This is a genomic window from Maritimibacter alexandrii (assembly GCF_005871115.1).
Classification (GTDB): Bacteria; Pseudomonadota; Alphaproteobacteria; order Rhodobacterales; family Rhodobacteraceae; genus Maritimibacter; species Maritimibacter alkaliphilus.
In genome coordinates this window covers 234,052-258,214 of sequence record NZ_SWKQ01000011.1, presented here as the reverse complement: position 1 = coordinate 258,214, position 24,163 = coordinate 234,052, and the positions used below count along the sequence as shown (strand labels likewise).

The 24,163-nt window shown below is 66.1% G+C and carries 20 protein-coding genes; 10 read left to right on the top strand and 10 right to left on the bottom strand.

Annotated elements, in window-relative coordinates:
- The first annotated feature begins 93 nt into the window (after positions 1–93).
- From FCT00_RS09315 to FCT00_RS09295, 5 genes are all read left to right on the top strand, one after another.
- On the top strand, positions 94–1,488 hold the full coding sequence (locus FCT00_RS09315) for an aminotransferase family protein (RefSeq protein WP_138422782.1): 1,395 nt from the start codon (positions 94–96) through the stop codon (positions 1,486–1,488).
- A complete protein-coding gene (locus FCT00_RS09310; RefSeq protein WP_138422781.1) occupies positions 1,489–2,523 on the top strand; it encodes a pyridoxal-phosphate dependent enzyme in 1,035 nt (344 codons plus the stop codon).
- Positions 2,520–3,677 (top strand): M24 family metallopeptidase, encoded by a 1,158-nt coding sequence (locus tag FCT00_RS09305; RefSeq protein WP_138422780.1) that lies wholly within the window; start codon positions 2,520–2,522, stop codon positions 3,675–3,677. Before FCT00_RS09310 ends, FCT00_RS09305 begins: the two co-directional genes overlap by 4 nt.
- Complete coding sequence (locus tag FCT00_RS09300; protein ID WP_138422779.1) at positions 3,674–4,417, top strand: maleate cis-trans isomerase family protein; 744 nt, start codon at positions 3,674–3,676, stop codon at positions 4,415–4,417. The genes FCT00_RS09305 and FCT00_RS09300 overlap by 4 nt, the downstream gene beginning before the upstream one ends.
- Positions 4,418–4,531: 114 nt before the next feature.
- Entirely contained in the window at positions 4,532–5,947 is a 1,416-nt protein-coding gene (locus FCT00_RS09295) for a hypothetical protein (protein ID WP_138422778.1), read from the top strand.
- Positions 5,948–5,953: 6 nt separating this feature from the next.
- Here the strand turns inward: FCT00_RS09295 and FCT00_RS09290 are convergent, their stop codons facing one another.
- Positions 5,954–6,319, bottom strand: a complete 366-nt coding sequence (locus tag FCT00_RS09290; RefSeq protein WP_235888977.1) for a thiol-disulfide oxidoreductase DCC family protein — start codon at positions 6,317–6,319, stop codon at positions 5,954–5,956.
- A gap of 2 nt (positions 6,320–6,321) precedes the next feature.
- The gene (locus FCT00_RS09285) at positions 6,322–7,377 is read right to left on the bottom strand and encodes an acyltransferase family protein (protein ID WP_171042954.1); all 1,056 of its coding nucleotides are present in this window, start codon (positions 7,375–7,377) and stop codon (positions 6,322–6,324) included.
- Between the two features lie 174 nt (positions 7,378–7,551).
- Here FCT00_RS09285 and FCT00_RS09280 point away from each other — a divergent pair, with 174 nt between their 5' ends.
- Positions 7,552–7,836, top strand: coding sequence for a hypothetical protein (locus FCT00_RS09280; RefSeq protein ID WP_138422775.1), 285 nt, complete (start codon positions 7,552–7,554; stop codon positions 7,834–7,836).
- On the opposite strand, the gene FCT00_RS09275 is transcribed toward FCT00_RS09280, so the two are convergent.
- From FCT00_RS09275 to FCT00_RS09250, 6 genes are all read right to left on the bottom strand, one after another.
- Complete coding sequence (locus tag FCT00_RS09275) at positions 7,837–8,904, bottom strand: AbrB family transcriptional regulator (RefSeq protein WP_138422774.1); 1,068 nt, start codon at positions 8,902–8,904, stop codon at positions 7,837–7,839.
- Positions 8,905–8,959: 55 nt separating this feature from the next.
- Positions 8,960–9,691, bottom strand: coding sequence for a FadR/GntR family transcriptional regulator (locus FCT00_RS09270; protein WP_138422773.1), 732 nt, complete (start codon positions 9,689–9,691; stop codon positions 8,960–8,962).
- Between the two features lie 7 nt (positions 9,692–9,698).
- On the bottom strand, positions 9,699–10,652 hold the full coding sequence (locus tag FCT00_RS09265) for an ABC transporter ATP-binding protein (RefSeq protein WP_138422772.1): 954 nt from the start codon (positions 10,650–10,652) through the stop codon (positions 9,699–9,701).
- Complete coding sequence (locus FCT00_RS09260) at positions 10,649–12,514, bottom strand: dipeptide/oligopeptide/nickel ABC transporter permease/ATP-binding protein (protein ID WP_138422771.1); 1,866 nt, start codon at positions 12,512–12,514, stop codon at positions 10,649–10,651. Before FCT00_RS09260 ends, FCT00_RS09265 begins: the two co-directional genes overlap by 4 nt.
- Positions 12,511–13,458: an ABC transporter permease gene (locus tag FCT00_RS09255; protein WP_138422770.1), complete on the bottom strand. Its 948-nt coding sequence runs from the start codon at positions 13,456–13,458 to the stop codon at positions 12,511–12,513. The genes FCT00_RS09260 and FCT00_RS09255 overlap by 4 nt, the downstream gene beginning before the upstream one ends.
- A 103-nt stretch (positions 13,459–13,561) precedes the next feature.
- Positions 13,562–15,148, bottom strand: coding sequence for an ABC transporter substrate-binding protein (locus FCT00_RS09250; RefSeq protein WP_138422769.1), 1,587 nt, complete (start codon positions 15,146–15,148; stop codon positions 13,562–13,564).
- 119 nt (positions 15,149–15,267) lie between these two features.
- Between FCT00_RS09250 and FCT00_RS09245 the strand changes: the two genes are divergently transcribed.
- From FCT00_RS09245 to FCT00_RS09235, 3 genes are read left to right on the top strand one after another with little or no spacing between them, the layout of a single operon-like run.
- Entirely contained in the window at positions 15,268–15,930 is a 663-nt protein-coding gene (locus tag FCT00_RS09245) for a DUF1028 domain-containing protein (protein ID WP_138422768.1), read from the top strand.
- Complete coding sequence (locus tag FCT00_RS09240) at positions 15,923–17,143, top strand: M20 family metallo-hydrolase (RefSeq protein WP_008335309.1); 1,221 nt, start codon at positions 15,923–15,925, stop codon at positions 17,141–17,143. The genes FCT00_RS09245 and FCT00_RS09240 overlap by 8 nt, the downstream gene beginning before the upstream one ends.
- A gap of 54 nt (positions 17,144–17,197) precedes the next feature.
- A complete protein-coding gene (locus FCT00_RS09235) occupies positions 17,198–20,014 on the top strand; it encodes a non-ribosomal peptide synthetase (RefSeq protein WP_138422767.1) in 2,817 nt (938 codons plus the stop codon).
- Here FCT00_RS09235 and glpK read toward each other — a convergent pair.
- Positions 20,011–21,480, bottom strand: a complete 1,470-nt coding sequence (gene glpK / locus FCT00_RS09230; protein WP_138422766.1) for a glycerol kinase GlpK — start codon at positions 21,478–21,480, stop codon at positions 20,011–20,013. The two genes, FCT00_RS09235 and glpK, sit on opposite strands and share 4 nt — an antisense overlap.
- Positions 21,481–21,565: 85 nt before the next feature.
- Positions 21,566–23,041, bottom strand: coding sequence for a glycerol-3-phosphate dehydrogenase (glpD, locus tag FCT00_RS09225; protein ID WP_138422765.1), 1,476 nt, complete (start codon positions 23,039–23,041; stop codon positions 21,566–21,568).
- A 97-nt stretch (positions 23,042–23,138) separates the two neighbouring features.
- Between glpD and FCT00_RS09220 the strand changes: the two genes are divergently transcribed.
- Positions 23,139–23,972 (top strand): bifunctional allantoicase/(S)-ureidoglycine aminohydrolase, encoded by an 834-nt coding sequence (locus FCT00_RS09220; RefSeq protein WP_008335314.1) that lies wholly within the window; start codon positions 23,139–23,141, stop codon positions 23,970–23,972.
- Positions 23,973–24,163: the final 191 nt, after the last annotated feature.

Below are 24,163 nucleotides of genomic sequence, written 5' to 3'. Positions count from 1 at the left end.
GCAGGCCCGCAGGGCAAGTCGTCCATTTACATCGCTCGGCGCCGCTCATAGGGTTTTTTTGATCAAAAAGACAAAACCCGACAGGAGGTCCCCGTGGACGGCTATACCGACAACGACATTTCCCATGTGGTCGAGGCCGACAAGGCGCATGTCTGGCACCACCTCGTCCAGCACAAACCGTTCGAGACGGGCGAGCCGCGCATCATCGTCGAAGGCAAGGGCATTCGCGTCTGGGACCAGCACGGGCGCGAGTTCATCGACGCCGTGTCGGGTGCGGTCTGGACCGTGAACGTGGGCTACGGGCGTGAAACCATCGCCGATGCCGTGCGCGAACAGCTTGTGAAAATGAACTATTTCGCAGGCGCCGCCGGGACCATTCCCGGCGCGATCTTCGCCGAAAAGCTGATCGAAAAAATGCCGGGGATGAGCCGGGTCTACTACTGCAACTCCGGTTCCGAGGCGAACGAGAAGGCGTTCAAGATGGTGCGCCAGATCGCGCACAAACGCTATGGCGGCAAGAAGACCAAGATTCTCTACCGTGACCGCGACTATCACGGCGGCACCATCGGCACGATGAGCGCGGGCGGTCAGGACGAGCGTGTGATGCAATACGGACCGCTCACGCCCGACTTCGTGCGCGTGCCGCATTGCATGGAATACCGCGCCGCCGATCAGGGATGGGGGGATCTGTCGGGTGAGGCATACGGACGTAAGGCCGCCGACGCGATCGAAGAGGTGATCCTGCGCGAAGGCCCAGACACCGTGGGGGCGCTCTGCCTCGAGCCGATCACGGCGGGCGGCGGCGTCATCACCCCGCCCCCCGGCTACTGGGACCGGGTGCAGGAGATTTGCCGCAAATACGACGTGCTCCTGCATATCGACGAGGTGGTCTGCGGCATGGGCCGGACCGGCAAATGGTTCGGCTACCAGCACTACGGGATCGAACCGGATTTCGTGACGATGGCCAAGGGCGTGGCCTCGGGTTACGCCGCCATCGCCTGCTGCGTGGCCACCGAAAAGGTGTTCGACCTGTTCAAGTCCGACCCTTCCGATCCGCTCGACCATTTCCGCGACATCTCGACCTTCGGGGGCTGCACCGGCGGCCCGGCGGCGGCGCTGGAAAACATGCGGATCATCGAGGACGAAGGGCTGGTTGAGAACGCCGAAAAGATGGGCGAGCGGCTGATGGCCAACCTCAAAGCTCTCGAAGTGAAGCACGAAGTGATCGGCGACGTGCGCGGACTGGGCCTGTTTCAGGGCCTCGAACTGGTACGGGATCGGGGCACGAAAGAGCCGGTGAGCGAGGCCGACATCGGCAAGGTCGTCGCGGGCTGCGCCGAGCGCGGTGTCATCATCGGGGCGTCCAATCGGTCTGTTCCGGGCCTGAACAACGTCCTGTGCTTCTCGCCCGCCCTGATCGCCACGCCCGCCGACATCGACGCGATCACGGAAGCGATGGACGGTGCCCTGACCGCCGTCTTCGGCTAGGTGCGGGCGGTTCGAAACCCCTTTCGCGGCGCGGGGCTGGATCACCCTGCCCTCGCCGACATTCCCTTTCCGCTGGACGATGCCGACCCGGCCCTGGCCCGTGTGGCCCGCTGCCCGCGCCACCGGATAACGCCGCTTCTGCCAAGCGCGGACCTTGCCGATGCGGCCGGTGTGGCGCGCGTCTTCGTCAAGGACGAACGCGCGCGCATGGGGCTGGGCAGCTTCAAGGCGTTGGGCGCCGCGCATGTCATCGCCTGTGATGCCGCCGAGGGGCGGGCCGCGGGGCGCACATACGTGGCCGCCAGCGCGGGAAACCACGGGCTGTCGGTGGCCGCCGGGGCCGCCGCGTTCGGCGCGACGTCACGCATCTATCTGGCGGACACCGTGCCCGAAAGCTTCGCGGACCGGCTTCGCGCCGAGGGCGCCGAGGTGCGGCGCGCCGGGGCGACCTATGAGGAAAGCATGGCGACGGCCGAGGCCGAGGCGGCGGACGAGGGCCTTACGCTTCTGTCGGACAGCTCATGGCCGGGCTACACCGAAATACCCAGAACGCTGATGGAGGGTTACCTGATCCTCATGGCCGAGGCCGCCAGCCAATTGCCGGAGCCGCCCAGCCACATCCTGCTACAGGCCGGTGTCGGCGGTCTGGCGGGCGCGGCGGCGGCACATGCGCGGCGCATCTGGGGCGACGACCCGGTGATTGTGGTCGTCGAGCCTGAGGCCGCCCCGGCGCTGATCGGCTCCGTCGAGGCGGGCGCGCCCACCGAAAGCCAAGGGCCGGTGTCGATCATGGGGCGGCTCGACTGCAAGATGCCCTCGCTCATCGCGTTGAAGGGCCTTACCCGCGACGCGGACTGGTTCGTGACGATCAGCGAAAGCGAGGCGCAGGCCGGGTGCGACCGGGCCGACGCGGCGGGACTGCCCTCGACCCCGTCCGGCGCGGCTGGTCTTGCCGCGCTGGTCGCGGGCCTGCCGGATGAGGTCGGTATCACCCAGAAAGCCAGTATACTTACCATCCTGTCGGAAACAGCATGACCCACCCGCGCGGCTTCCCTGAGACCGAGTATTCCGAACGGCTGACGAATATCCAGTCGCGCATGGCCGAACACGACCTTTCGGCGCTGCTTCTGACCACCGAACCCGAGGTGCGATACCTCACCGGATTTCTCACGCGGTTCTGGGAAAGCCCGACCCGCCCCTGGTTCCTCGTGGTCCCGGCCTCCGGTAAACCCATCGCGGTGATCCCGGAGATCGGCGCGCATCTGATGCGGCAAACCTGGATCGACGACATCCGGACCTGGGTTTCGCCGGATTATGCCGACGACGGCGTTTCCCTGCTGGCCGACACATTGGCCGAGGTCGCCCCGAAGCGCGGCAAGATCGGCGTGCCGTCCGGCCCGGAAACGCATCTGCGTATGCCGCTTCAGGATTGGACGACGCTGCGCGACCGCCTGCCCGACCGGGTGTTCGGTGACGATGCCGCGATCCTTCGTTCGGCGCGGATGGTCAAATCCAAGGCCGAGATCGCCAAGATCAGGTGGAGCTGCGGGATCGCCGAGGCCGCATTCGCGCGGGTGAACGACATCGCCGGTGCGGGCATTCCCCTGTCCACCGTCTTTCGTTCGTTCCAGTCGCTCCTGCTCGACGAAGGCGCGGATTGGGTGCCCTACCTGGCTGGCGCAGCCGCGCCGGGCGGCTATGGCGACGTGATCTCGCCCGCCACCAACGCACCCTTCGAAGAGGGCTGCGTCTTGATGCTCGACACGGGCGCGGTGTGGGACGGGTATTTCTGCGACTTCGACAGGAATTTCTCGATCGGCGCGCCATCGGACGACGTGCAAAGCGACCATGCCCGCCTGATCGACGCGACCCATGCCGGGTTCGAGGCGGTCCGACCGGGCGCGACACCCGCCGAGGTCTATGCCGCGATGAACCTGATCCTGACCGGCGGCGACACCGCCGTGAAGGGCCGGTTGGGCCACGGGCTTGGGATGCAACTCACCGAACCGCCATCGCTCATCCCCGCCGACCACACGCCGCTCGTCCCCGGCATGGTGCTGACGCTGGAACCCGTGGTCGAAACGCAGACGGGCATCATGGTTCACGAGGAAAACATCGTCGTCACCGAAGATGGCGCGGACTGGCTGACCATGCCGGTCGGCCACGCGATACCACAGGTCGACCCATGAGTTTCCGGGTCTTCCCCTACGAGCCGGTCGAGGTATTTCCGACCCAGCTGGGCCTGATCGTCCTGCAATCCGACGAAACCGTGGAGCAGGATTTCCGCAGGCTGTTCGGGCCGGAGGTCGAGCTGCAATTCACCCGCATCCGGTCGGGCGCGGACGTGACGCCCGAGACGCTGGCGGCGATGGAGGGCGATCTGGGGGCGAGTGCCGAGCTTCTCTGCCCGTGGACCCGCTTCGGCGCGATCGGCTATGGCTGCACGTCCGGCACGGCCCAGATCGGGCGCGCGCAGGTGGCCGCCCTCGTCTCGGGCGGGGCACAGACGCGGGCCGTCACCGAACCCGTCTCGGCGCTTCTCGCCGCCTGCGCGGCGCTTGGAGTCCGGCGGATCGCCTTTCTGTCGCCCTACCTTGCGGAAGTGTCGGATCGGATCTGCAACGTGCTGGCCGAAGGGGGTGTCGAGACACCGCTGTTCGGAAGTTTCAACGTGTCGACCGAAGCCAAGGTCGCCCGGATCGCGCCGGCCTCGATCATCGCCGCCGCCGAACGGCTGGTCGAACCCGGCGGCGTCGACGCGCTGTTCATGTCCTGCACGAACCTTCGCACGCTCGGGATCATCGACGACCTCGAAACCCGGCTTTCCATGCCCGTCCTGTCGTCGAACCTCGTCCTTGCGTGGCACATGGCGCGGCTGTCAGATGTGGCACTGGCCCCCGGCACACCGGGTCGGCTGGCGCGGCTCTGATCCGAAACCCGCGCTTTCGTCGCAAAACCCGGACAGTCCCGCCCACATTTCACCGCATTTTCCATTTATGCCGACGTGGAAACAGTGGTTCTTTCAAGTGGCATTGGGGCTGAGATGGAACAAGTCGGCGCAGGTCAGGTCAAACCGTTCACGCTTCTGCGCATCGCCGTGCAGCCGATGGACCGGCTTGGCCTCGTCACGCTGCTGTCGTCGATCTATTTCTTCCAGATCTGGGGCCTGACGATGGGCGGCACGCCCCTGCCCGCCGCGGTCCACGCGGTGTTCATGGGGTTGAGCGTCGCAGGCATCGTCATGCCGCGCCTGTGGGGCATTCTCGCGATCAACGCCTTCGCGTGGAGCGTGACCTACATCCTCAACTCTCCCGTGGCGTCGAACAACCAGACGACCTCGTTCGCGTTCTCGCTCGTCGTTCTGGGTGCGCTCTTCTACCTGCGCCCCACCGGGCCGGACGGGCGCGAGGCGTTCTTTCACCGCATCGCCTCGGCGGGGCGGCTGATCCTTCCGGCGATGTATTTCTTCGGCATCTACCACAAGATCAACATCGCCTTCCTCGACCCGGCGGTGAGCTGCGCGGTCGTGCTGTACAAGGCGCTGACCACGGGTGTCGGGCTGGGCGACTGGGGGTTCGGGCACTATGGCGCGATCTACGCGACATTCGTCATCGAAGGCATCGCCATGGTCGCCCTGTTCATTCCGCGTCTGAAGACCATCGGCATCCTGATCGGCGTGCCTTTCCACATCATCATCGGTTTCACCGGATATGCCTATTACAAGGATTTCTCGACCATCGTTCTGGTGCTCTATGCGCTTTTCCTGCCGAAAGAGGTGTTCACCAACGCCCATGACGCGCTGGCCCGCTGGACCGGCAGCCCGGACACCGCGCTGAAAATCGGGCGCGGGGCGCTGGTGCTGTTCGTGCTGGCATACGTGGCCGCGATGGGTGCGCTCTTCGCCCCCGACCGCCTGATCCCCGAAGACCGCGCCTTCATGCCGTTCTTCGCCGTCTACGCGCTGGGGTTCTATGCATTCCTGATCCTGTTCATGCCGCGCGACGGCGGGCGCAAACAGGGGTATCGCGCAGGCTGGCTCGTGCTCATCCCCATCCTTTATTTCGCGAACGGGTGGAGCCCCTATCTGGGTCTCAAGACCGAAAGCTCGGTGGCCATGTTCTCGAACCTTCACACCGAGGGGGGCGAGACCAATCATCTGTTCCACGGGGTTCTGCCCTTCGGCGCGTCCTATCAGTCCGACCTCGTGACCCCGGTCGCGTCCAACAGCCCGCAGTTCGACGCGCGCTACATCGCACCGGGATATGACCTTGTGCGCTATGAGCTGGACCGGATGCTGGCGCTGACCCCGGGGCTAAAGGTGACGGTTGCGACGACGGATGGTCCCGTCTCGACCGCATCGGGCTGGACGAACACCTACCTGTCGCACGGCATCGCGGCGCGGAAGTTCCTGACCTTCAAGCCGGTCGACTGGACCCGCCCCAAGGTCTGTTCGCACTGATCGGGGTCAGCCCCCGATTTTGCGCCGCCCCATCAGGGTGAGCGTCGCGTTCCGGCCCGCTTTCATCACCGGATAGAGCATCCGCGCCACGCGCGGCGAGCGGAAGATGCGGGCGTTCAGCTTGTTGAACGCGCCGGACCCCGTGCTCATGAGCGCCAGCCGATGCACCACCTCGTCCCCGAAGTGGATCGTGTCGCCGTCGATCAGCGCCATGCCCTCGTCCAGATCGAAGCCCGCCTGCGTCACGCGGCGCGCCGCCGGGTGGTCGCTGCGTGCGTCGATCAGTTCGACGGGTCCGGCCGCCTCGCGCAGACGCACCATCGCGACATAGCGCGAACAGAAAGGGCAGTCTCCGTCGTAGACGATCTGCATGGTCACTCCACCATGGCGCGTTTGGGTGCGCCGCTTCCGGACAGGCCCCGCCGCAATGCGTGCCGGGCCGGCATTTCGACCGCGCGGTAGGACAGGTCGGCGACGACACAAACGACCAAGACCGCGATCAGGGCCAAGGGCAGCGTTGCCGCATCGCCCAGTCTGGCCAGCGCCATGATCGCAAACCAGTGCCAAAGGTAAAGCCCGAAACTCAACCGTCCGAGGGACAGGAGCGGGCGAGTGGACAAAAGCCGCGCCAACGGCCCGTGCCCCGCAGCGACGCCGACGATCAAAAGCACGCTCGCGCCGAGCAGAAAGAACGGCGGCAGGTTCAGGGCGATACCGCCGATCAGACCCGCTGCGGCGATCCACTGAAATCGCGTCGCGGTGCCGTCGGCCAAGGGGGCGCCGCGCAGGCACCGCCAGAGACCGGCCCCGATGAAGAACCCCGACAGCGCACGCAGCGGTGCGCGCCCGTTATAGACGTGGAAGCCGCCCCAGAGGGCCTGCATCGCCAGATAGCCGCCGACCCCGACCGCGATCAGCACGAGCGCACCGCGCATCGAGCGCAGCAATCCGGCAGCGATTAGAAGCGGAAACGCGAGATAAGCGACAATTTCGGCGCTGATCGACCAGGCCGGCGGCACCGGCGCCGCGCAGGCCAGCGGCCCCCATGTGAAGCTCAATGTCGCGAGCTGGGGCAGACAATCCGCATAGGCACCCGCCCCCGCCGCATCGAAGAGCACGGGCGCGATTGCGAACCAGACCAGAAGCACGACCATGTGCAGCGGCCAGAGCCGGGCCACGCGGGCCGCGAAGAACGCGCGCAACGTGGCGCTCCCCTCTGCGATCCGGTCGGCATAGACATGGGAAATCACCCAGCCGGACAGCACGAAAAACACATCCACGAACACCCAGCCGGAGCCGAAGAACCCCGGCAGGCGCGCGGTGAGCGGGGACAGCCCCGGCACGTGATGAAGGTGGTAAAGGCACACGGACAGCGCCGCCAGCCCGCGAAACCCTTCGAACGGGGCGAGCAGCCGGGGGGTGCGTGGCACCGATGTTCGGTCCGTCGACATGCCCCGTGGTTAGGCGCCAAATCGGACAATGTTGTGGCGAAATTCCGGGCCTCCCCCACAAATTGTGCAACATCACGGCCTGTTGACGCGTTTGTTCTTTGAAATAGAACACTCATGTTCTATATTTGTTCTCATCTGATGGGAGAACGTGCCATGTATGAGACCAATCCCCTGCCCCCGACCGACAAACAGTTGGGCTATGCCCGTGCCATCGCGCGCAAGCTGGACATGCCGATCCCGCGTTCCAGCCTTGAAACGCGGCAGGCCTTGTCGAGCTGGATCGACCGCAACCGCCAGCGCAGCGCCACGCAGGGCGTCGCCACGTCGCGTCAGGTCGCCTTTGCCGAGAAACTGGCGCGGATCAAACGCCGGGCGATCCCGGACGAGTGTTTTCGCGATGCGGGGCTGATGAGCCGCTGGATCGACGCCAACAAGTAATCAGGGCGCGAACCAGTTCATCTTTCGCACGACGGCCAGTTCCACCACCGTCGCCACGATCCGCACGAGGTGATGGAGCGTCACGAAGGTCGGATTGGCCGCCAGCGACAGCGCGATCAGGCTCATCTCGGTGACGCCGCCGGGGGCGAAGCTGATGATGAGCGTCTCGAGGCTGAAATCGGTGAGCCGCGCGACGATCAGGGAAAGGATCGCGCCGATCCCCAGCATCGACGCGCCGGACAGAAGCGAGAGGCCGAGGCCGGAGATCATCATCCGGCGCGTGATGCCGACGAACCGCAGGCCAAGGCTGATGCCGACGACGACCTGCGCCGAGGCGACCAGCCAGCCCGGAATGTTGAGATCGACGATGCCGGTCGCCGTCGCCACACCGACAAGGAACAGCGGCCCGGCAAGTTGCGAGGCCGGAAGTTTGACTTTGCCGCCCAGCCAGACGCCCGCGACGGAGAACAGCATGACGAGCACCACGTCGAGCCAGATCGCGGGATCGGCGGATGTGGTGAGGCCCGCGGCGGAGCCGACCGGCTCCCCTTCGTAGATGGAGATCGCGAAGGGTAGCACCGCGACGACCACGATGATCCGAAGGAATTGCAGGATGGTCAGGACGCGGATGTCGGCCCCCGCATCCTCGCCGAAGGCGATGGACTCCAGCAGACCGCCCGGTGAGCCGGAGTAATAGGCCGTCGCCCGGTCCAGCTTCCCGACCTTGCGGAAGATCAGGTAGTTCGCGCTGTGTGCGAGGACGACGAAAAGCAGGATCGCCGGAATGCTGACCAGAAGCTTCGGCGCGAGCGTCAGAAGGTCGGGCGACACCTGCGCCCCGATCATCACGCCGATGACACCGACGAACAATTGCCGGAACGGGAGCGGATAGCTGTAGCCTTGGGGAAACCTGTCACCGAAGGTCATCGCTCCGGCGGCGGCCATGATGAGACTGCCCAGCATGAAAGGCAGCGGCGTTCCGATCCACTGAAACAGGAAACCCGCCGCTCCGCCCAGCGCAAGAAGGCCCGAAGTGACCAGGTTATGCCGGAGCGAAGGGATACGCATGGCGTGAGGTATAGGCCCATATCCGGCAGGCGCAATGCAAGTTTGGCCGGGCGGATCAGTCGGTCAGGAACCGTTTCAGCGAATAGGCCTCCTGCCCTTCCATGAGCGGGCCTGCGGTCTGCATATGCGCCTTCATGATCGCGCGCGCGGCCTTGCCGTCGCCCTGATCCAGCGCGTCGAGCAGGCGGGTCTGATAATCGACGCCGCGCGACCACAGGTCGTGGTTGATCGGCGTGTAGAGCTTTCGATAGACCGTGATGTCGGTCAGGATCGACAGCATGAAGCCGATGAGGAACGACAGGAGCGGGTTGGCGCTTTGATCGGCCAGAAGCTTGTGGAACCGCAGCGTCGCGATGTGCTGGTCCCGTTCTTCGTCATCCGTCGTCGCGGGTTCGGAATACGAGGCGAGGATGGTGCGCAGTTCGCCAAGAACACAGGGGTTCAGATTGCCCGCCAGATCGGCCACAAGCTCGGGTTCGAGCACCCGGCGGATCTGGTAGATGTCCGAAATCGTCAGATCCTTGAAGTAGAAATAGTTCGCAAGCAGCGCCTCGGCCCGTTCCGGCGAAGGCTCGTGAACGAAGGTGCCGCCACCCGGCCCGGTGCGCGACTTCACAAGACCCTGCGCATCCAGCAGGCGGAGGGCTTCGCGGATCGTGCCCTTGGCCATGCCGAACCGCTCGATCAGTTCCGGCTCGGAGGGCAGCCGATCTCCGGGCTGCAACCCTTCCTTCACGATGAAGGTCTTGATCGCCTCGGCCACCTGCGCCGGGCGGCTCAGGCGCACGGCGTCCTTAGAGGGGGTGGAAGCAGGCGGCAAACTGGTCATCTCCGACTTGTTCTAGCGCGGGGTCTCGTTCGCGGCAAATCTCGGTCGCGCGCGGGCAGCGGGTGGCGAAGGCGCAGCCCGGCGGCGGGTTCAGCGGGTCGGGCAGTTCGCTGTCCTTCTGTTCGGGCGCGGTGAGCGGGCGGCCCACGACCGGCGCGCTGTCGGCGAGCAGCTTGGTATAGGGGTGGCGCGGGTTCGAGAACACCTCTTCCGCCCGCCCGATCTCGACCACCGCGCCGAAGTAAAGCACGACGATCCGGTCCGACACCGCCTCGACCACGGCGAGATCGTGCGAAATGAATAGGTAGGTCAGGTTGAACTCGCTCTTGAGGCGGCGCATGAGGTTCAGAACCTGCGCCTGCACCGACACGTCGAGCGCCGAGACGGGTTCGTCCAGAATGATGATCCGGGGGCTTGCCGCCAGTGCCCGCGCGATGCCGATGCGCTGTGCCTGACCGCCGGAAAATTCGTGCGGATAGCGTTCAAGGAATTCGGGGCGCAGATTGACGCTGTCGAAAATCTCGTCGATCCGCGCATCGCGCTCGGCCTTGTTCATCCCGTGCAGGCGTTTCAGCGGCGCTTCCATGATCTGCTTGATCGTCTTGCGCGGGTTCAGCGACGACACCGGATCCTGAAACATATACTGGATGAGCCGCCCGAACGCCGCCGGGTCGGCATTGTCCAATGCCTTGCCTTCGATCTCGATCGTCCCCTCGGTCGGCTCCAGCAGCCCCACCAGCATCCGGGCGAGCGTGGACTTGCCGCAGCCGGATTCCCCCACGATGCCAAGGGTTTCGCCGGTCTGCACCTCGAACGACATGGGCCGGATCGCGCGCACGCCGGGGTGCTGCCCGCCGAACAGGCCGCCGGAGATGGAAAACGTCTTGGCAAGGTTGTCGACTTTGAGTGCAGCGGTCATGCGACCTCCTCCTCAGGATGGATGCAGCGCACCTTGTGGGTGCCACCTTCGAGCGCGATTTCGCCTTGCGTGCAGGCTTCCGTCGCCTTGTCACAACGCGGTGCGAAGGCGCAGCCCGGCGGCAGGTCCGACACGATGGGCGGCAGGCCCGGGATCGCGGCCAGTTCGCGTTTGCCGCCACCCAGTTCCGGCACGCAGGCCATGAGCCGCGCGGTATAGGGATGGGCGGGTTTGTCGAGGATGTTGGTGGTCGTCCCCTCTTCGACGATCCGGCCGCCATACATCACCGCCACCCGGTCGCACAGCTGCGCGACCACGCCGAAGTCGTGCGTGATAAACACGATGGCAAGGCCGCGTTCCCGCCTGAGATCGTCCAGCAGCGACAGGATCTGCGCCTGCACGGTCACGTCGAGCGCGGTTGTCGGTTCGTCCGCGATGATGACCTCGGGATCGTTAGCGAGCGCCATGGCGATGCCGACCCGCTGGCGCATTCCGCCCGACATTTCATGCGGGTAGTTCCTGATCCGGCTTTCCGGGTTCGGAATGCGCACGGATTTCAGCAACTCGACCGCGCGGCGGTCCAGCTCCTTGTCCGACACCTTGTGGTGCACGCTGATCGCCTCTTTCAATTGGTCGCCCACACGGTAGAGCGGGTGCAGCGTGGAAAGCGGGTCTTGAAAGATATAGGCGACATTGTCCCCGCGCTTCTGGCGCAGCTTCTCGAACGGCATGTCGAGCAGGTCTTCGCCCTCATAGCGCACCGCCCCGCCCGTCACGACACCCGGCGGCGACGGGACCAGCCCCATGACCGAAAGCGCGGTGACCGACTTGCCGGAGCCGGATTCGCCGATCACGCCCAGACATTCGCCGGGGTTCACATGGAGCGACACCTCGTTCACCGCCTTGTAGACGCGCGGCCCGATGTGGAACTGGGTGGACAGGCGTTGCAGGTTCAGGATGCCCTTCCGGTCGTCGGCGGGCACGTCGCCGCCCCGGTTCACGAGCGTCTGCGCGCGCGGCCGCGTGAGCGCGCCGGAGCGAAGGCGGGGGTCGAGCGCATCGCGCACCCCGTCGCCCAACAGGTTGATCGACATGACGATCAGGAAAATCATGATGCCGGGGATGATCGAGGTATGCGGATCGGTGATAAGCTGCGAGCGCGCCTCGCCCAACATCGAGCCGAGATCGGCCTGCGGCGGCTGGCTGCCGAGACCGAGGAACGACAGCCCGGCGGTCTCGAGGATCATCCAGCCCACGGTCGTGGACATGGCGATCACGATGGTCGACAGCACGTTCGGCAAAAGCTCGGTCAGGATGATGCGCGTGTGCCCCATACCGGCCAAGCGCGCGGCGTCGATGAACTCCCGCCCGGCGAGCGAAACGGTCACGCCGCGGATGTTGCGCGCGAAGAACGGGATGTTCACGGCGGCCACCGCGATCAGCGCGTTGAACAGACCGGGGCCGAGGGCGGCGACGATCGCGAGCGCCAACAGGATATAGGGGAACGCCATCAGCATATCGACGCCGCGCATGATGATGTTGTCGGTGCGCCCGCCGAAATAGCCCGCGACGATCCCGATGGCCGAACCGATGGTGCCCGCGATCAGGGCGGCGAAGATGCCCACGGCCAAGGACACGCGCGTGCCGTAAAGCAGACGCGACAGCAGATCGCGCCCCAGATGGTCGGTGCCCAGAAGGTGCCCGTCCGAGAACGGGGTCATGAAACGGTCGGCGGTGTTGGTCACGTCCGGGTCCTGAAGCGGCAGGATCGGCGTCACGATGACCAAGAGCAGGATGATCCCCAGCACCACCGCGCCGAGCGCGGCCAGACGGTTGCGAAAGAGAAGCTTCAGAAACGTCATGTCTTGATCCTCGGGTCGAGGATGGACTGGGCCACGTCCACGCAGATGTTGAAAAAGACGTAGCACGCCGCGACGAAGACGACGCCGCCCTGCACCAGAAGGATGTCACGGGTCAGGATCGCGTCCACCAGCATCCGTCCCACGCCGGGCCACTGGAACACGATCTCGATGAAGACCGAACCGGACAGGACGAAGCCCGCCTGAATGCCAAGCACGGGGATGATACTGACCATCGCGGCGCGCAGGGCGTGACCGTAAAGCACCCGCCGCTCGCCGACCCCCTTGGCGCGTGCCGTTCGGATGTAGTCCTGCCTGAGCACTTCGAGCATGGCCGACCGGCTGAGGCGCGCGACGACGCCAGTGGCGACGACGGCCAGCGCGATGGCGGGCATGACGAGGTGACGCAGAAGGTCGGGCAGATCGCCCCCGCCGTAGATCGCGAACATGCCGGAGGCGGGCAGCCAGCGCAGGTTCACCGCGAAGGTCAGGATCATCATCATGCCGAGGAAGAAACTGGGCACGGAAATGCCGATCAGCACGACGAAGGTGATCGCCTTGTCCGCGAAGCCGTATTGGCGCGAGGCCGAGACGACACCGGCGAGGATGCCCAGAAGCGAACAGAGCACCCAGGCCGTCCCGGCCAGAATGAGCGTCGCGTTGAAGCGTTCGAGAATTTCGTCGATCACCGGGCGGTTCAGGCTGAACGAGCGTCCGAAGTCGCCCGTCAGCATATTGCCGAGCCAGATGAAATACCGTGACACCAAGGGCTTATCCAACCCGAGGTCACGGTTGATCTTGGCCACGTTTTCGGGCGTCGCATAGCTGCCCAGAATGGCGGTGGCCGGGTCGCCGGGGATCATGGCCATGATGAGAAACACGATGATCGTGATGCCAAGCAGCACCGGGATCGCCGAAATCAGTCGCTTGAGGATATAGCTGCCCATGGCGGCCTCCGCTCATGCGCCCAGCGCGGGCCATGTGTCTGAGGTGTGGCGAAAGGGTCGGGCGGGACCGGGGAGGATCGGTCCCGCCCTGTTCAGGTGAAGATCAGTTCTTCACCACATCTTCGAGCTGCAAGAGAAAGGACGGCTCGAGGATCAAGTTCTCGACGCGGTTCGAGGTGACCGCGTTCTGTTTCCAGTTCGCGACGAAAACCCAAGGGGCATCGTCCTGCACAATGGCCTGCATTTCCTTGTAGAGCGCCGCGCGCTCCTCCTGATCGGTGGCGACGCGCGCCTGTGCGAGCAGATCGTCGACTTCGGGGTTCGAATAGTAACCGGAATTGAACCCGCCCTGATCCGGGAACGCCTCGGTGCGCAGCGCGAGGAACGGGAGCGTGTCGGGATCGTTCGTCATCCACGCCATCTCGGCCATGTCCGCCTTGCCCTCCAGCCCCGGGTTCACTTCGCCCAGGAAGGTGTTCCACTCGTAGGTCTCGATCTTCACGTCGAAGCCCACGGCGTTGAGGTCGGCCTGAATGGCGGTGCCCATCGGGATCGGGTCGAGCATCCCCGAACCGCCTTCGGTCACGTAGAAGGTGAGCGACAGATCCTCCACCCCGCTCTCTTCCAGAAGCGCCTTTGCTTTGTCGGGGTCGTAGGGATAGGGGTCCAGCTCGTCGTTATAAGCCCATGCGAAGGCGGGCGGCGTCGGACCGGCGGCGACGTCGGCGGTGCCTTCGAGCACGTCGTTCACCAGAGCTTCCTTGTTGATCGCGTAGTTGGCGGCCTGCCGCACCTCCTTGGTGGCGAAAGGCCCTTCCTTGGCGTTCAGGATCAGGAACCAGACGTGCGGCCCGGCCTGTTCGACGATGTTGTAGTCGTCGTTCTGGAATTCCGACAAGGCGGTGGGCGGCACTTCGACCATCACGTCGATCCCGCCCGACAGCATCTCGGCCACGCGGGTGTTGGCATCGGTGATCGGGCGGAAGACAACGGCATCGGTGCCTGCGGGCTCCCCCCAGTAATCGGGATACTTTTCGACCACCACACGCTCGTTCGATTTCCACTCGACGAACTGGAACGGCCCGGTGCCGACCGGGTTGCGCCCGTAATCGGCGCCGCTGTCCGCGACCGCCGTGGGCGACACCAGCAAGCCGGTCGGATAGGCGAGGTTCGACAGGAACGGCGCATAGGGTTCGTTCAGGGTGAACTTCACCGTCAGATCATCGACCACCTCCACATTCTCGACCGCCGAGAAGAAGAAGGCGAGCGGGAACGGCCCGGTGTCGTGATAGGGGTGCTCTTCGTCCAGCATCCGGTCGAAGTTGAATTTCACCGCCTCGGCATTGAACGGCGTGCCGTCATGGAAACTGACGCCTTCCCGCAGCATGAAGGTGTATTCGGTGCCGTCCTCCGACACCTCCCAGCTTTCGGCGAGGCTCGGCTCGACCTCGAGCGTGCCGGACTTGTACTGCACCAGCCCCTCGTAGATGTTCACGACGATGCGGAAATCGTTCTGCGCGGTGACGGCGGCGGGGTCGAGCGCCTTTGGCTCGGCGATCTGGCCGACGATCAGGACGCCGGGCGGCGTCTGGGCGGCGAGCGGCGCGGGCGCGAGGCCCATCCCGGTGGCAAGCGCCGCGCTGGCGGCCGCGGCAAAAAGGCCCCGGCGGGTCCAGGTCAGAAGGGTCATAAGAAGGCTCCCATGTTGGCTGTTGGACGGAATTTTCTTTCGTTATTGCGACTCAAATTATCATGATAAATTGCATCGGTCAATTTTTCATGATAATTGTTCGGTGACAGGGAGATCACATGACCTTTTCCATTCTCGCCCGCGATCCCGACTCCGGCCTTATCGGCGGCGCGGCCGCAACCGGATCGCTCTGCGTCGGGGGCTGGGTGTTGCGCGGACGTGCGGGGGTCGGACTATCGGCAAGTCAGGGCGCGTCGCCCTCGACGCTCTGGGGCGAGGCCGCGCTGGACGGGATGAAGGCGGGCGAAAGCGCGCGGGATGTGGTCAGCCGGATTACGACCGAGGATCGCGGACGGGAGTTCCGTCAGCTTTCGGCCCTTGGCGTCAGCGGGCCGGGCGCGGTGTTCTCGGGTGCCTCCAACTCCCCCAAGATCGACGATCAGGTATTCGATGGCGGGGTGGCGGCGGGCAACCTGCTGGCCTCGCACGCCGTGGTGCCCGCGATGGTGGATGCCTACCTCGGCACATCCGGCGCCCTTGCCGAGCGCCTGATCGCCGCGCTCTTCGCCGCGCAGGACGCGGGCAGCGACGCGCGCGGGCTTTTCTCGGCGGCTCTTCTGATCGTGGGGCGGGATCGCGCACCGCTGACGCTCAGGATCGATCACTCGGAAGACCCCCTCCCCGCGCTCAGGGAGCTGCATGCGCGGGCCACCTCGGGCGACTACGCGTTCTGGGCGCGGCAGGTGCCCACGTTGAACGACCCGGAGCGGACCCTTGACTGATTGGGGTGCACTCGCCGCCGAACGTCTGGGCCGGATCGCCGCCTGTTCGGAACCCGGACCGGGGGTCACGCGCCTGCCCTTCACCCCCGAGCACCGCGCCGCGCTGGCCGAGATCAGGGGGTGGATGGAGGCCGCCGGCCTGACCCCCACCCTCGACGCCGCCGGAACGCTGATCGGTCGGCGTGAGGGCGACGGGCCCGGCACGTTCTATATGGGCTCGCATCAGGATAGCGTGCGCCACGGCGGCGCCTATGACGGGATCATGGGCGTCGCGCTGGCCTGCCTTGCCGTTCAGAACCTTGCCGAGACCGGACGCACCCTGCCCTTCGCCGTCGAAGTCCTCGCCTTCGCGGATGAAGAGGGCGTGCGGTTTCCCACCGCACTCATCGGCCCACGCGCGCTGGCGGGCCGTTTCGACCCCGATGTCCTGACGCTTGAGGATCGCGCGGGCACCACGCTCTGGACCGCGATGGAGTGTTTCGACCTCGACCCCGACGGCATCGGCGCGCTGGCCCGCGACCCCGAACAGGCGGTCGGCTATCTGGAAGCCCATATCGAACAGGGCCCCGTGCTGGAACAAAGCGGCGAGGCGTTGGGTGTCGTCACCGCGATCTGCGGGATCGAGCGGCACGCGGTGGCCTTCTACGGTGAAACCGGACATGCGGGCACCCTGCCGATGAAATCGCGCGCCGATGCGCTCGTCGGGGCGGCGGACCTGATCTCGCTCGCCCATCACCTTGGCCGGGAAGAGGCGGATTTGCGGGTGACGGTCGGCCAGTTGGACATCGCGCCCAACGTGGTCAACGCGGTGCCGAACGAAGCGCGGCTCACGCTGGAAATCCGGTCGCCCGACGATGCCCAGCGCGAAGCGGCCGGACAGCTTCTGACCCGCAAGGCGCATGAGATCGCAGCGCGCTGGGGCCTGAGCCTCGACATGCGCAAGACCTACCGCCAGACCGCGCAACCCTGTGACCCGGACATGCGCTCGGGGCTGACGGATGCGGTGATGGCGGCGGGCGGTGCCGGGGTCGAACTGGCCTCGGGCGCCACGCACGACGCCTCGGCCATGGCCGACCTCTGCCCCATCGCGATGCTGTTTCTGCGCTGCCGGGGCGGCGTCAGCCATGTGCCCGACGAATTCGCCAGCCCCGCCGACATGGGTCTCGCCGTCGAGGCGATGGCGCATTTCCTTGCCAACCACAGGCCGACCTGACCCTTTCCCATCCGCACCGGTCTGGGCTATGTCGGAAGGGAGCGGGAGTGCGGTATGGACGGCGAAAGACAGCCACAGGACCTGACCTTGAGCGGTGCGGTATTCGCGGCGTTCGAAGACGATCCCACGCGGCCTGCGCTCCACGCCGCCGATGGGGAGGTCTGGACCCGGCAGGACGTCATGGACGCGGTCTCGGCTTGGCGGCGTGCGCTGGCTGCGAAAGGTATCGGCCCGTCCCACCGCGTCGCGACCCTTCTGCCGAACGAAGCGGGCACCGCCGTTTTGCTTCTGTCCCTCGTCGATGCCGTGAACCTGATGCCGCTGAACCCCGGCGCGCAGCCCGCCCAGCTTGCCGAACAGATCGCGGCGGCGGGGGCGGATGCGGTGATCGCGGGCGGTGAAGCCGGGCGCGCGCTCGCCAGACTGCTGCCCGAGGGCGTCGCGTTCCATGACTGGGATGGCGGCGGCCCCGCCCTGACCGGCGAGGCGGCAGGACCGGCGCGGTCGGCACGCAAACCCGGCCTCGTCCTGCAAACGTCGGGCAGCACGGGCCTGCCGAAACGGGTGCCGCTGACGGCGGGCCAGATGGTCGCCTCGGCCCGCAATATCATCGCCCATCTCGGCCTCGGCCCCTCGGACCGGGCCATCCATGCCCTGCCCATGTTCCATATCGGTGCGGTCGTCGATCTGCTCGCCGCCCCGCTCATGGCGGGGGGCGAGGTGGTGCTGGCCCGTGACCTGTCGGCCACGGCCCTCACCGACGCGGCGCAGGCGGGCGGCACGTGGCTGCAACTGGTGCCGACCGCCCTCGCTCACCTGATGGACGACCTGTCCGACGACGACGCGCGGGGGCTTGGCACGACGCTCCGGTTCATCCGCATGGTGTCCGCAGACCTGCCCGAAGACCTGCGGCAAAAGGCCGAAGACCGGCTCGGCCTGCCGGTGATCCAGATGTATGGCATGACCGAAACCGCCGGCCAGATCACCGCCAACCCGCTGCCACCGGGCACGCGCAAACCGCTGTCTGTCGGCCCCGTCGCGGGCCCCGATATCGCGATCATCGACGCCCACGGCGCGATCCTGCCGACGGGTCGCGAGGGCGAGGTCTGCGTGCGCGGCGCAACGGTCATGGCGGGATACGATGGCGACACGGAAACGCCACGCCATGGCAACTGGCTGCGCACCGGCGATCTGGGCCGGATCGACACGGAGGGTTACCTGTTCCTCACCGGGCGAGTGAAAGAGATCATCAACCGGGGCGGCGAAAAGATAAGCCCGGTTCCGGTGGAGCGGGCCGCCAAGGCCATCGAGGGCGTCAGCGATGCCGTCGCCTTCGCCCTGCCCCATCCGAGCCTCGGGGAACAGGTCGGTCTGGCGGTCGTGGCCGACGACGCGTTGTCGGAGGACGACATCCTGACATCGCTCGCACGCGTGCTGGCCGAATTCGAAATGCCGCGCCGGATCGCGCGACTGACCGACATGCCGCGCCTGCCCTCGGGCAAGGTCGACCGTCGCGCGGTCGCGGGCATGGCGCGCGAGACGGCCGAGGATCGCGCCCCGCGCACCGGCCTCGCCGCGACGGTCGAGGCGATCTGGGCCGAAACGCTTTCGGTGCGGCCGCCGCATGACGAGGCCGATTTCTTCGACGATGGCGGCGACAGCCTGTCGGCGATGGATTTCCTTGCCACGCTGGAAAAGCGCCTCGGCCGACCGATCCCGCCCAACATCCTGTTCGAAGCCCCGCGCTTCGGCCCGTTGGTCAAGGTGCTGGCCGAGCTGCCGGTGCCGCCGCGCAGGGGCGAAGGCAAGCTTCTGCGCCATGTGCGCGAGGCGACCTCGGGGTGGCGTGGCGAGCGGGTCGGACCCATGGGCCTCATCATCGCGCGCAACACGGTGCAGACGGCGCCCAAGGTTTTCATCGGCACCCATGACGAGATGACGATCAACACCTTCGGGCGCACGATCACCAAGCACAATCCGATCTACGCGATGCGCACCTCGTGGCAATTCCGGGGGGAGCGGTATCGGGGCTATCTCAAACCGATGGCGAAAATCTACTGCGACGAGATCGAGGCGCTGATCGAACCCGGCGAAGAGATCATCGTCGGGGGCTTCTGCGGCGGGGCCAACATGGTCGAACTGATGATGCCGGACCTCAAGCGCCGGGGCATCAAGGTGAAATTCTTCCTTGCGATGGACAAGCTGTTCAAACGCCCCACGGATTTCCCGGTGTTCCACATCTGGACGGATCGCCTGCAATTCTCGCATCCGCCGCGCTATTTCGACCCGGCCCGCAGCTTTGGCGACTGGCATCCGGCGGGGGCCGACTACGTCTATCTCTCCGGCGATCACGACTGGGTGCTGCGCGGCGACCGGATGAAAGAGGTCGAGGGTGCGACGATCCCCTATGTCACCGGGGCAAAGGATCTGCCCGTGCCCGACCCACCCGAACCGATCAGCCTGCGGGAGCGGCGCAAACGCTACCGTGCCCGCGTGCGGGCCAAACTGCCCGACACGCTGTCTTTGACCGAGGACACCGTGGTCGACGTGACCGTCACCAATCGCAGTCGCAAAGTCTGGTCGCCTACGTCCGAAAGCGGTCTGTCCCTGACACCGTCCTACACCGCTGCGGGCGAGATTTACGCCCACAGTTGGAACCGGGACCGGATCACCTTCGACCGCCCCATCGGGCCGGGCGAAAGCTTTTCGGGTCAGGTCCGGCTGCGTTGGCCGGACGAGAAACTGAAAGCGCCACTGAAGGTCACGCTGACGATGGTCGACGACGGATACGGGCGGTTCTGCGACCTCGGGCGCGGCGGCGTTTCGCGCAAGGTCACGTTGCGGGGCGCACCGCCCGGCAAGACCGACTAGCCCCGCGTCAACGTCCGGCGCACCGCGTCTTTCCACGCCGCATAGCGATCAGCGCGCAGTTCGGGGTCCATTTTCGGATCGAACCGCATTTCGGCGGACCAGCCTGACGCGAAAGTTTCGGCGTCCGGGTAGATCCCGATCGCCTGCCCCGCGAGCCACGCGGCACCCATCGCGGTCGTTTCCAGCACCGGGGGCCGGTCGACAGGCGCGCCGGTGATGTCGGCCAGAAACTGCATCGCGAACCGCGAGGCCGACATGCCGCCATCGACCCGCAGAACGCCTTCGATGGGTTTGCCCATGTCGGCCTCCATCGCGTCGAGCAGGTCGCGGGTTTGAAAGCCAACGCTTTCCAGCGCCGCCTTGGCGAACTCGGCGGGGCCGGAATTGCGGGTAAGGCCATAGACCGCACCGCGACATTCGGCATCCCAATAGGGCGCGCCGAGCCCGGTGAAGGCGGGCACGAGGATCACGTCCTGCCCCGGATCGGCCTTTCGCGCGAGCGGACCGGCGTCGGAGGCCTGCCCGAGAATGCCCAGCCCATCGCGCAGCCATTGCACGACCGCGCCCGCGACGAAGATCGACCCTTCGAGCGCATAGGTCACCTGCCCCCCCATCTGATAGGCGATGGTGGTCAGCAGGCGGTTCTCCGATGCGACGGCCGTTTCCCCGGTGTTCAGCAGCCCGAAACACCCCGTGCCGTAGGTCGATTTTATCATGCCCGGCGTGAAGCAGGCCTGTCCGATGGTGGCCGCCTGCTGATCGCCCGCCACCCCCCGGATCGGGATCGTGCCGCCCAACAGCGTGGTCTCACCGAAATCGCCGTCGCTGTCGCGCACGTCGGGGAGCATCGACATCGGGATGCCCAGCGCCTCGCAGATGTCCGCGTCCCACGCCCCCTTGTGGATGTCGTAGAGCATCGTGCGCGCGGCGTTCGTCGCGTCGGTCGCGTGCACCCGCCCCTCGGTCAGACGCCAGATGAGAAAGGTATCCACCGTGCCGAACGCCAGTTTTCCGGCCTCGGCCGCTGCGCGCGCACCCTCGACCTCATCCAGCAGCCATTTGACCTTGGTGGACGAAAAATAGGGGTCAACGAGCAATCCGGTACGTGTACGTACCAACTCCTCGAAATCGCCACCGCGCAGGTCATGGCACAGGTCCGACGTGCGGCGGTCCTGCCACACGATCGCCCGGTGGATCGCCTTGCCGGTTTCGCGGTCCCAGACCACCACCGTCTCGCGCTGGTTGGTGATCCCGATGGCCGCGATCTCGCCCACATCCTGTGCGACCTCGCGCGCGGTGGCGAGCGTGGTGTCCCAGATGTCCTCGGGTTCGTGTTCGACCCAGCCGGAGCGCGGGAAATGCTGATCGAACTCCCGCTGGGCGCTGGCCACGGGCCGCATCTCGCCGTCGAAGGCGATGGCGCGCGAGCTTGTGGTGCCCTGATCGAGCGCGAGAATATGTGTCATGCGTCCTCCCTCGTCCTGCGACGAAACCGCCGCGCAGCCCGGACTTCCTTGCAGGCGTTCCGGGCGAATTCAGCGTCTGAACGCCCTATTCCGCCGCCGCCCGTTCTGCCCGTGCCTCGGACATGAAAGCCTCGAGCGCGGCGACCTGTTCCGCATCGACCCTGAGCCCCAGCTTCGTGCGCCGCCACAACACGTCCTCCGCCGTCACCGCGAATTCGTGACGCATGAGATGGCGCACCTCGGCCTCGGTCAACGTCGCGCCGAAATCGCGCCCCAGATCGGAAGCCTCAGTCGCCGACCCCAGGATCGTCTCGGCTTCGGTGCCGTAAGACCTGAGCAGACGTCGCGCCCAGGCCTCGGTCAGGAACGGGTGACGCTGCATCCAGGTGCCCACCATGCGCGGGCCGGATTTGCGGTTGTATGCGCCGCCGGGCAGCGGTGCCCGCGCCGTCCAGCGGCCCGTATAGCCCAGCGTTTCGAGCGCGGATTCGGCGAGTTTGCGGTAGGTCGTGAGCTTGCCGCCCAACACCGTCAGAAGCGGTGCCGCGCTGTCGTCATAGGCCAGCTGGTAGTCGCGGCTGGCCGACCGCGCCGACCCTTCGCTGTCGATCAGCGGGCGCACCCCGGAATAGGTCCAGACCACCTGATCGGTCGACACAGGCGTGGCGAGGTAGTCGTTCACGAAATCGACGAGGTATTGCGCTTCGGCCGGCGAGCATTCGGCCTCGCCCGGGCTGCCGTCATGTTCGGCCTCGGTCGTGCCGATCAGCGTGAAATCGTCCTCGTAGGGAATGACGAAGACGATGCGCCCATCCCCGCCCTGAAGGATATACGGCTGGTCATGGCCCGGCAGGCGCGGCACGACGATATGCGACCCGCGCACGAGCCGCAGCCTGTGCGCGTCGCCGGTCTTTTCGCTCAGATCCCCGGCCCAAGGCCCGGCGGCGTTCACCAGCTTGCGCGCGCGGTGGGTTTCGATCCGCCCGTCGCGTTCGACGTTCACTTCCCAATGCGAGGCATGGCGCGCGGTCGCGACGACCTTGGCCCGCGTGAGGATGCGACCGCCGCGCATCACCGTGTCGCGCGCATTGAGTGCGACAAGGCGGGCATCGTCCACCCATGCGTCGGAATATTCGAACCCGGTGCGGAACGACGGCTTGAGCAGCGCGCCCGCCGGATGCCCCCGCAGGTCGACCCGCTTGGTGCCCGGCAGACCGCGGCCCCCGAGCCGATCATACAGAAACAGGCCCGAGCGCAGCATCCAATCGGGCCTGAGCCCGGAATGATGCGGCAGCACGAAGCGCATGGGCCAGGCGATATGCGGCATCGCGGCCAGCAGTTTCTCGCGCTCCTGCAAGCTTTCGCGCACCAGACGGAATTCGTAGAATTCGAGGTAGCGCAGGCCGCCGTGGATCAGCTTGGACGAGGCCGACGAGGTCGCGCTCGCCAGATCGTTCATTTCAGCGAGCGTCACGCGCAGGCCGCGCCCGGCGGCATCGCGGGCGATGCCCACGCCGTTCACGCCGCCACCGATGACGAATAGATCGACTGTCTCACTCATGCCCCGACCCTAGCCCATCATGCTGCACCTGCAAAGCGCGGCCCCCTTGGCTACGATCAAATCCCCGCGTATAGACGTCGGGTCACCGAGGAAACCAATGACCACGCGCACCTACGCAACGCCGCCGGGGGGTCTCCCCCCGCAATCTGACCTGATGACCGCGAGCACCGGGAAGGCCGTCTTCACCGACGCCTATGCCGTGATTCCGCGGGGCACGATGACCGATATCGTGCTGATCGCGCTGCCCTATTGGGGCAACACGAAGGTCTGGGTGATTTCGCGGCCCATGACCGGGTTTTCCGAGAGCTTTTCGCATTACGTGATGGAGGTCGGCGCGGGCGGCGGCTCCGGCCAGCCGGAAGTGAACCCCGAGGCCGAAGCGGTGCTGTTCGTCACCAAGGGCGAGCTTTGGCTTAAGATCGGCGAGGACATTCACCGCATGGGTCCGGGCGGCTATGCCTATCTGCCTCCCGGCACCGACTGGTCGATCGAGAACCAGGGCGACATGCCCGCGTTCTTCCACTGGATCCGCAAACGATATGACAAGGTCGAAGGCATCGACATGCCGGAGGTCTTCGTCACCAACGAACGCGACCACGCCCCCCACCCGATGCCGGGCACCGAGGGCAAGTGGTCGACCACCCGTTTCGTCGACCCGCTGGACGTGCGCCACGACATGCACGTGACCATCGTGACCTTCGAACCCGGCGCGGTGATCCCCTTCATGGAAACCCACGTGATGGAGCACGGGCTGTTCATCTTGCAGGGCAAGGGCGTCTACCGGCTGAATCAGGACTGGGTCGAGGTCGAGGCGGGCGATTACATCTGGCTGCGCGCCTTTTGCCCGCAGGCCTGCTACGCGGGCGGGCCGGAACCGTTCCGCTACCTGCTTTACAAGGACGTGAACCGCCACATGCCTTTGGGTCTGTAAGGCGGTGCGGGCTGGTGCCCGCGCAGGTTTTGCGCCGCTCCGGCAAAGCCGGATCTGCGCGGTGGGCGAGAGGGCGCTGCCCTCTCGCGCTCTCCCGAGGTATTTTCAGACCGAAGAAGGGGATCCGGGATTTTCGTCGGGAATTGTCGCCAAATCGGAAACGCCATCATATTGTCGCCCTAATCTGTCGC

Excerpts from the sequence above, each read along its gene's own strand:
- FCT00_RS09265 (WP_138422772.1), bottom strand. The coding sequence starts at position 10,652 with ATGACCGCTGCACTCAAAGTCGACAACCTTGCCAAGACGTTTTCCATC.
- FCT00_RS09280 (WP_138422775.1), top strand. The coding sequence starts at position 7,552 with ATGTATGAGACCAATCCCCTGCCCCCGACCGACAAACAGTTGGGCTAT.
- FCT00_RS09295 (WP_138422778.1), top strand. The coding sequence starts at position 4,532 with ATGGAACAAGTCGGCGCAGGTCAGGTCAAACCGTTCACGCTTCTGCGC.
- FCT00_RS09255 (WP_138422770.1), bottom strand. The coding sequence starts at position 13,458 with ATGGGCAGCTATATCCTCAAGCGACTGATTTCGGCGATCCCGGTGCTG.
- FCT00_RS09260 (WP_138422771.1), bottom strand. The coding sequence starts at position 12,514 with ATGACGTTTCTGAAGCTTCTCTTTCGCAACCGTCTGGCCGCGCTCGGC.
- FCT00_RS09235 (WP_138422767.1), top strand. The coding sequence starts at position 17,198 with ATGGACGGCGAAAGACAGCCACAGGACCTGACCTTGAGCGGTGCGGTA.
- FCT00_RS09250 (WP_138422769.1), bottom strand. The coding sequence starts at position 15,148 with ATGACCCTTCTGACCTGGACCCGCCGGGGCCTTTTTGCCGCGGCCGCC.
- glpK (WP_138422766.1), bottom strand. The coding sequence starts at position 21,480 with ATGACACATATTCTCGCGCTCGATCAGGGCACCACAAGCTCGCGCGCC.
- FCT00_RS09300 (WP_138422779.1), top strand. The coding sequence starts at position 3,674 with ATGAGTTTCCGGGTCTTCCCCTACGAGCCGGTCGAGGTATTTCCGACC.
- FCT00_RS09245 (WP_138422768.1), top strand. The coding sequence starts at position 15,268 with ATGACCTTTTCCATTCTCGCCCGCGATCCCGACTCCGGCCTTATCGGC.
- FCT00_RS09305 (WP_138422780.1), top strand. The coding sequence starts at position 2,520 with ATGACCCACCCGCGCGGCTTCCCTGAGACCGAGTATTCCGAACGGCTG.
- FCT00_RS09275 (WP_138422774.1), bottom strand. The coding sequence starts at position 8,904 with ATGCGTATCCCTTCGCTCCGGCATAACCTGGTCACTTCGGGCCTTCTT.
- FCT00_RS09220 (WP_008335314.1), top strand. The coding sequence starts at position 23,139 with ATGACCACGCGCACCTACGCAACGCCGCCGGGGGGTCTCCCCCCGCAA.
- FCT00_RS09290 (WP_235888977.1), bottom strand. The coding sequence starts at position 6,319 with ATGCAGATCGTCTACGACGGAGACTGCCCTTTCTGTTCGCGCTATGTC.
- glpD (WP_138422765.1), bottom strand. The coding sequence starts at position 23,041 with ATGAGTGAGACAGTCGATCTATTCGTCATCGGTGGCGGCGTGAACGGC.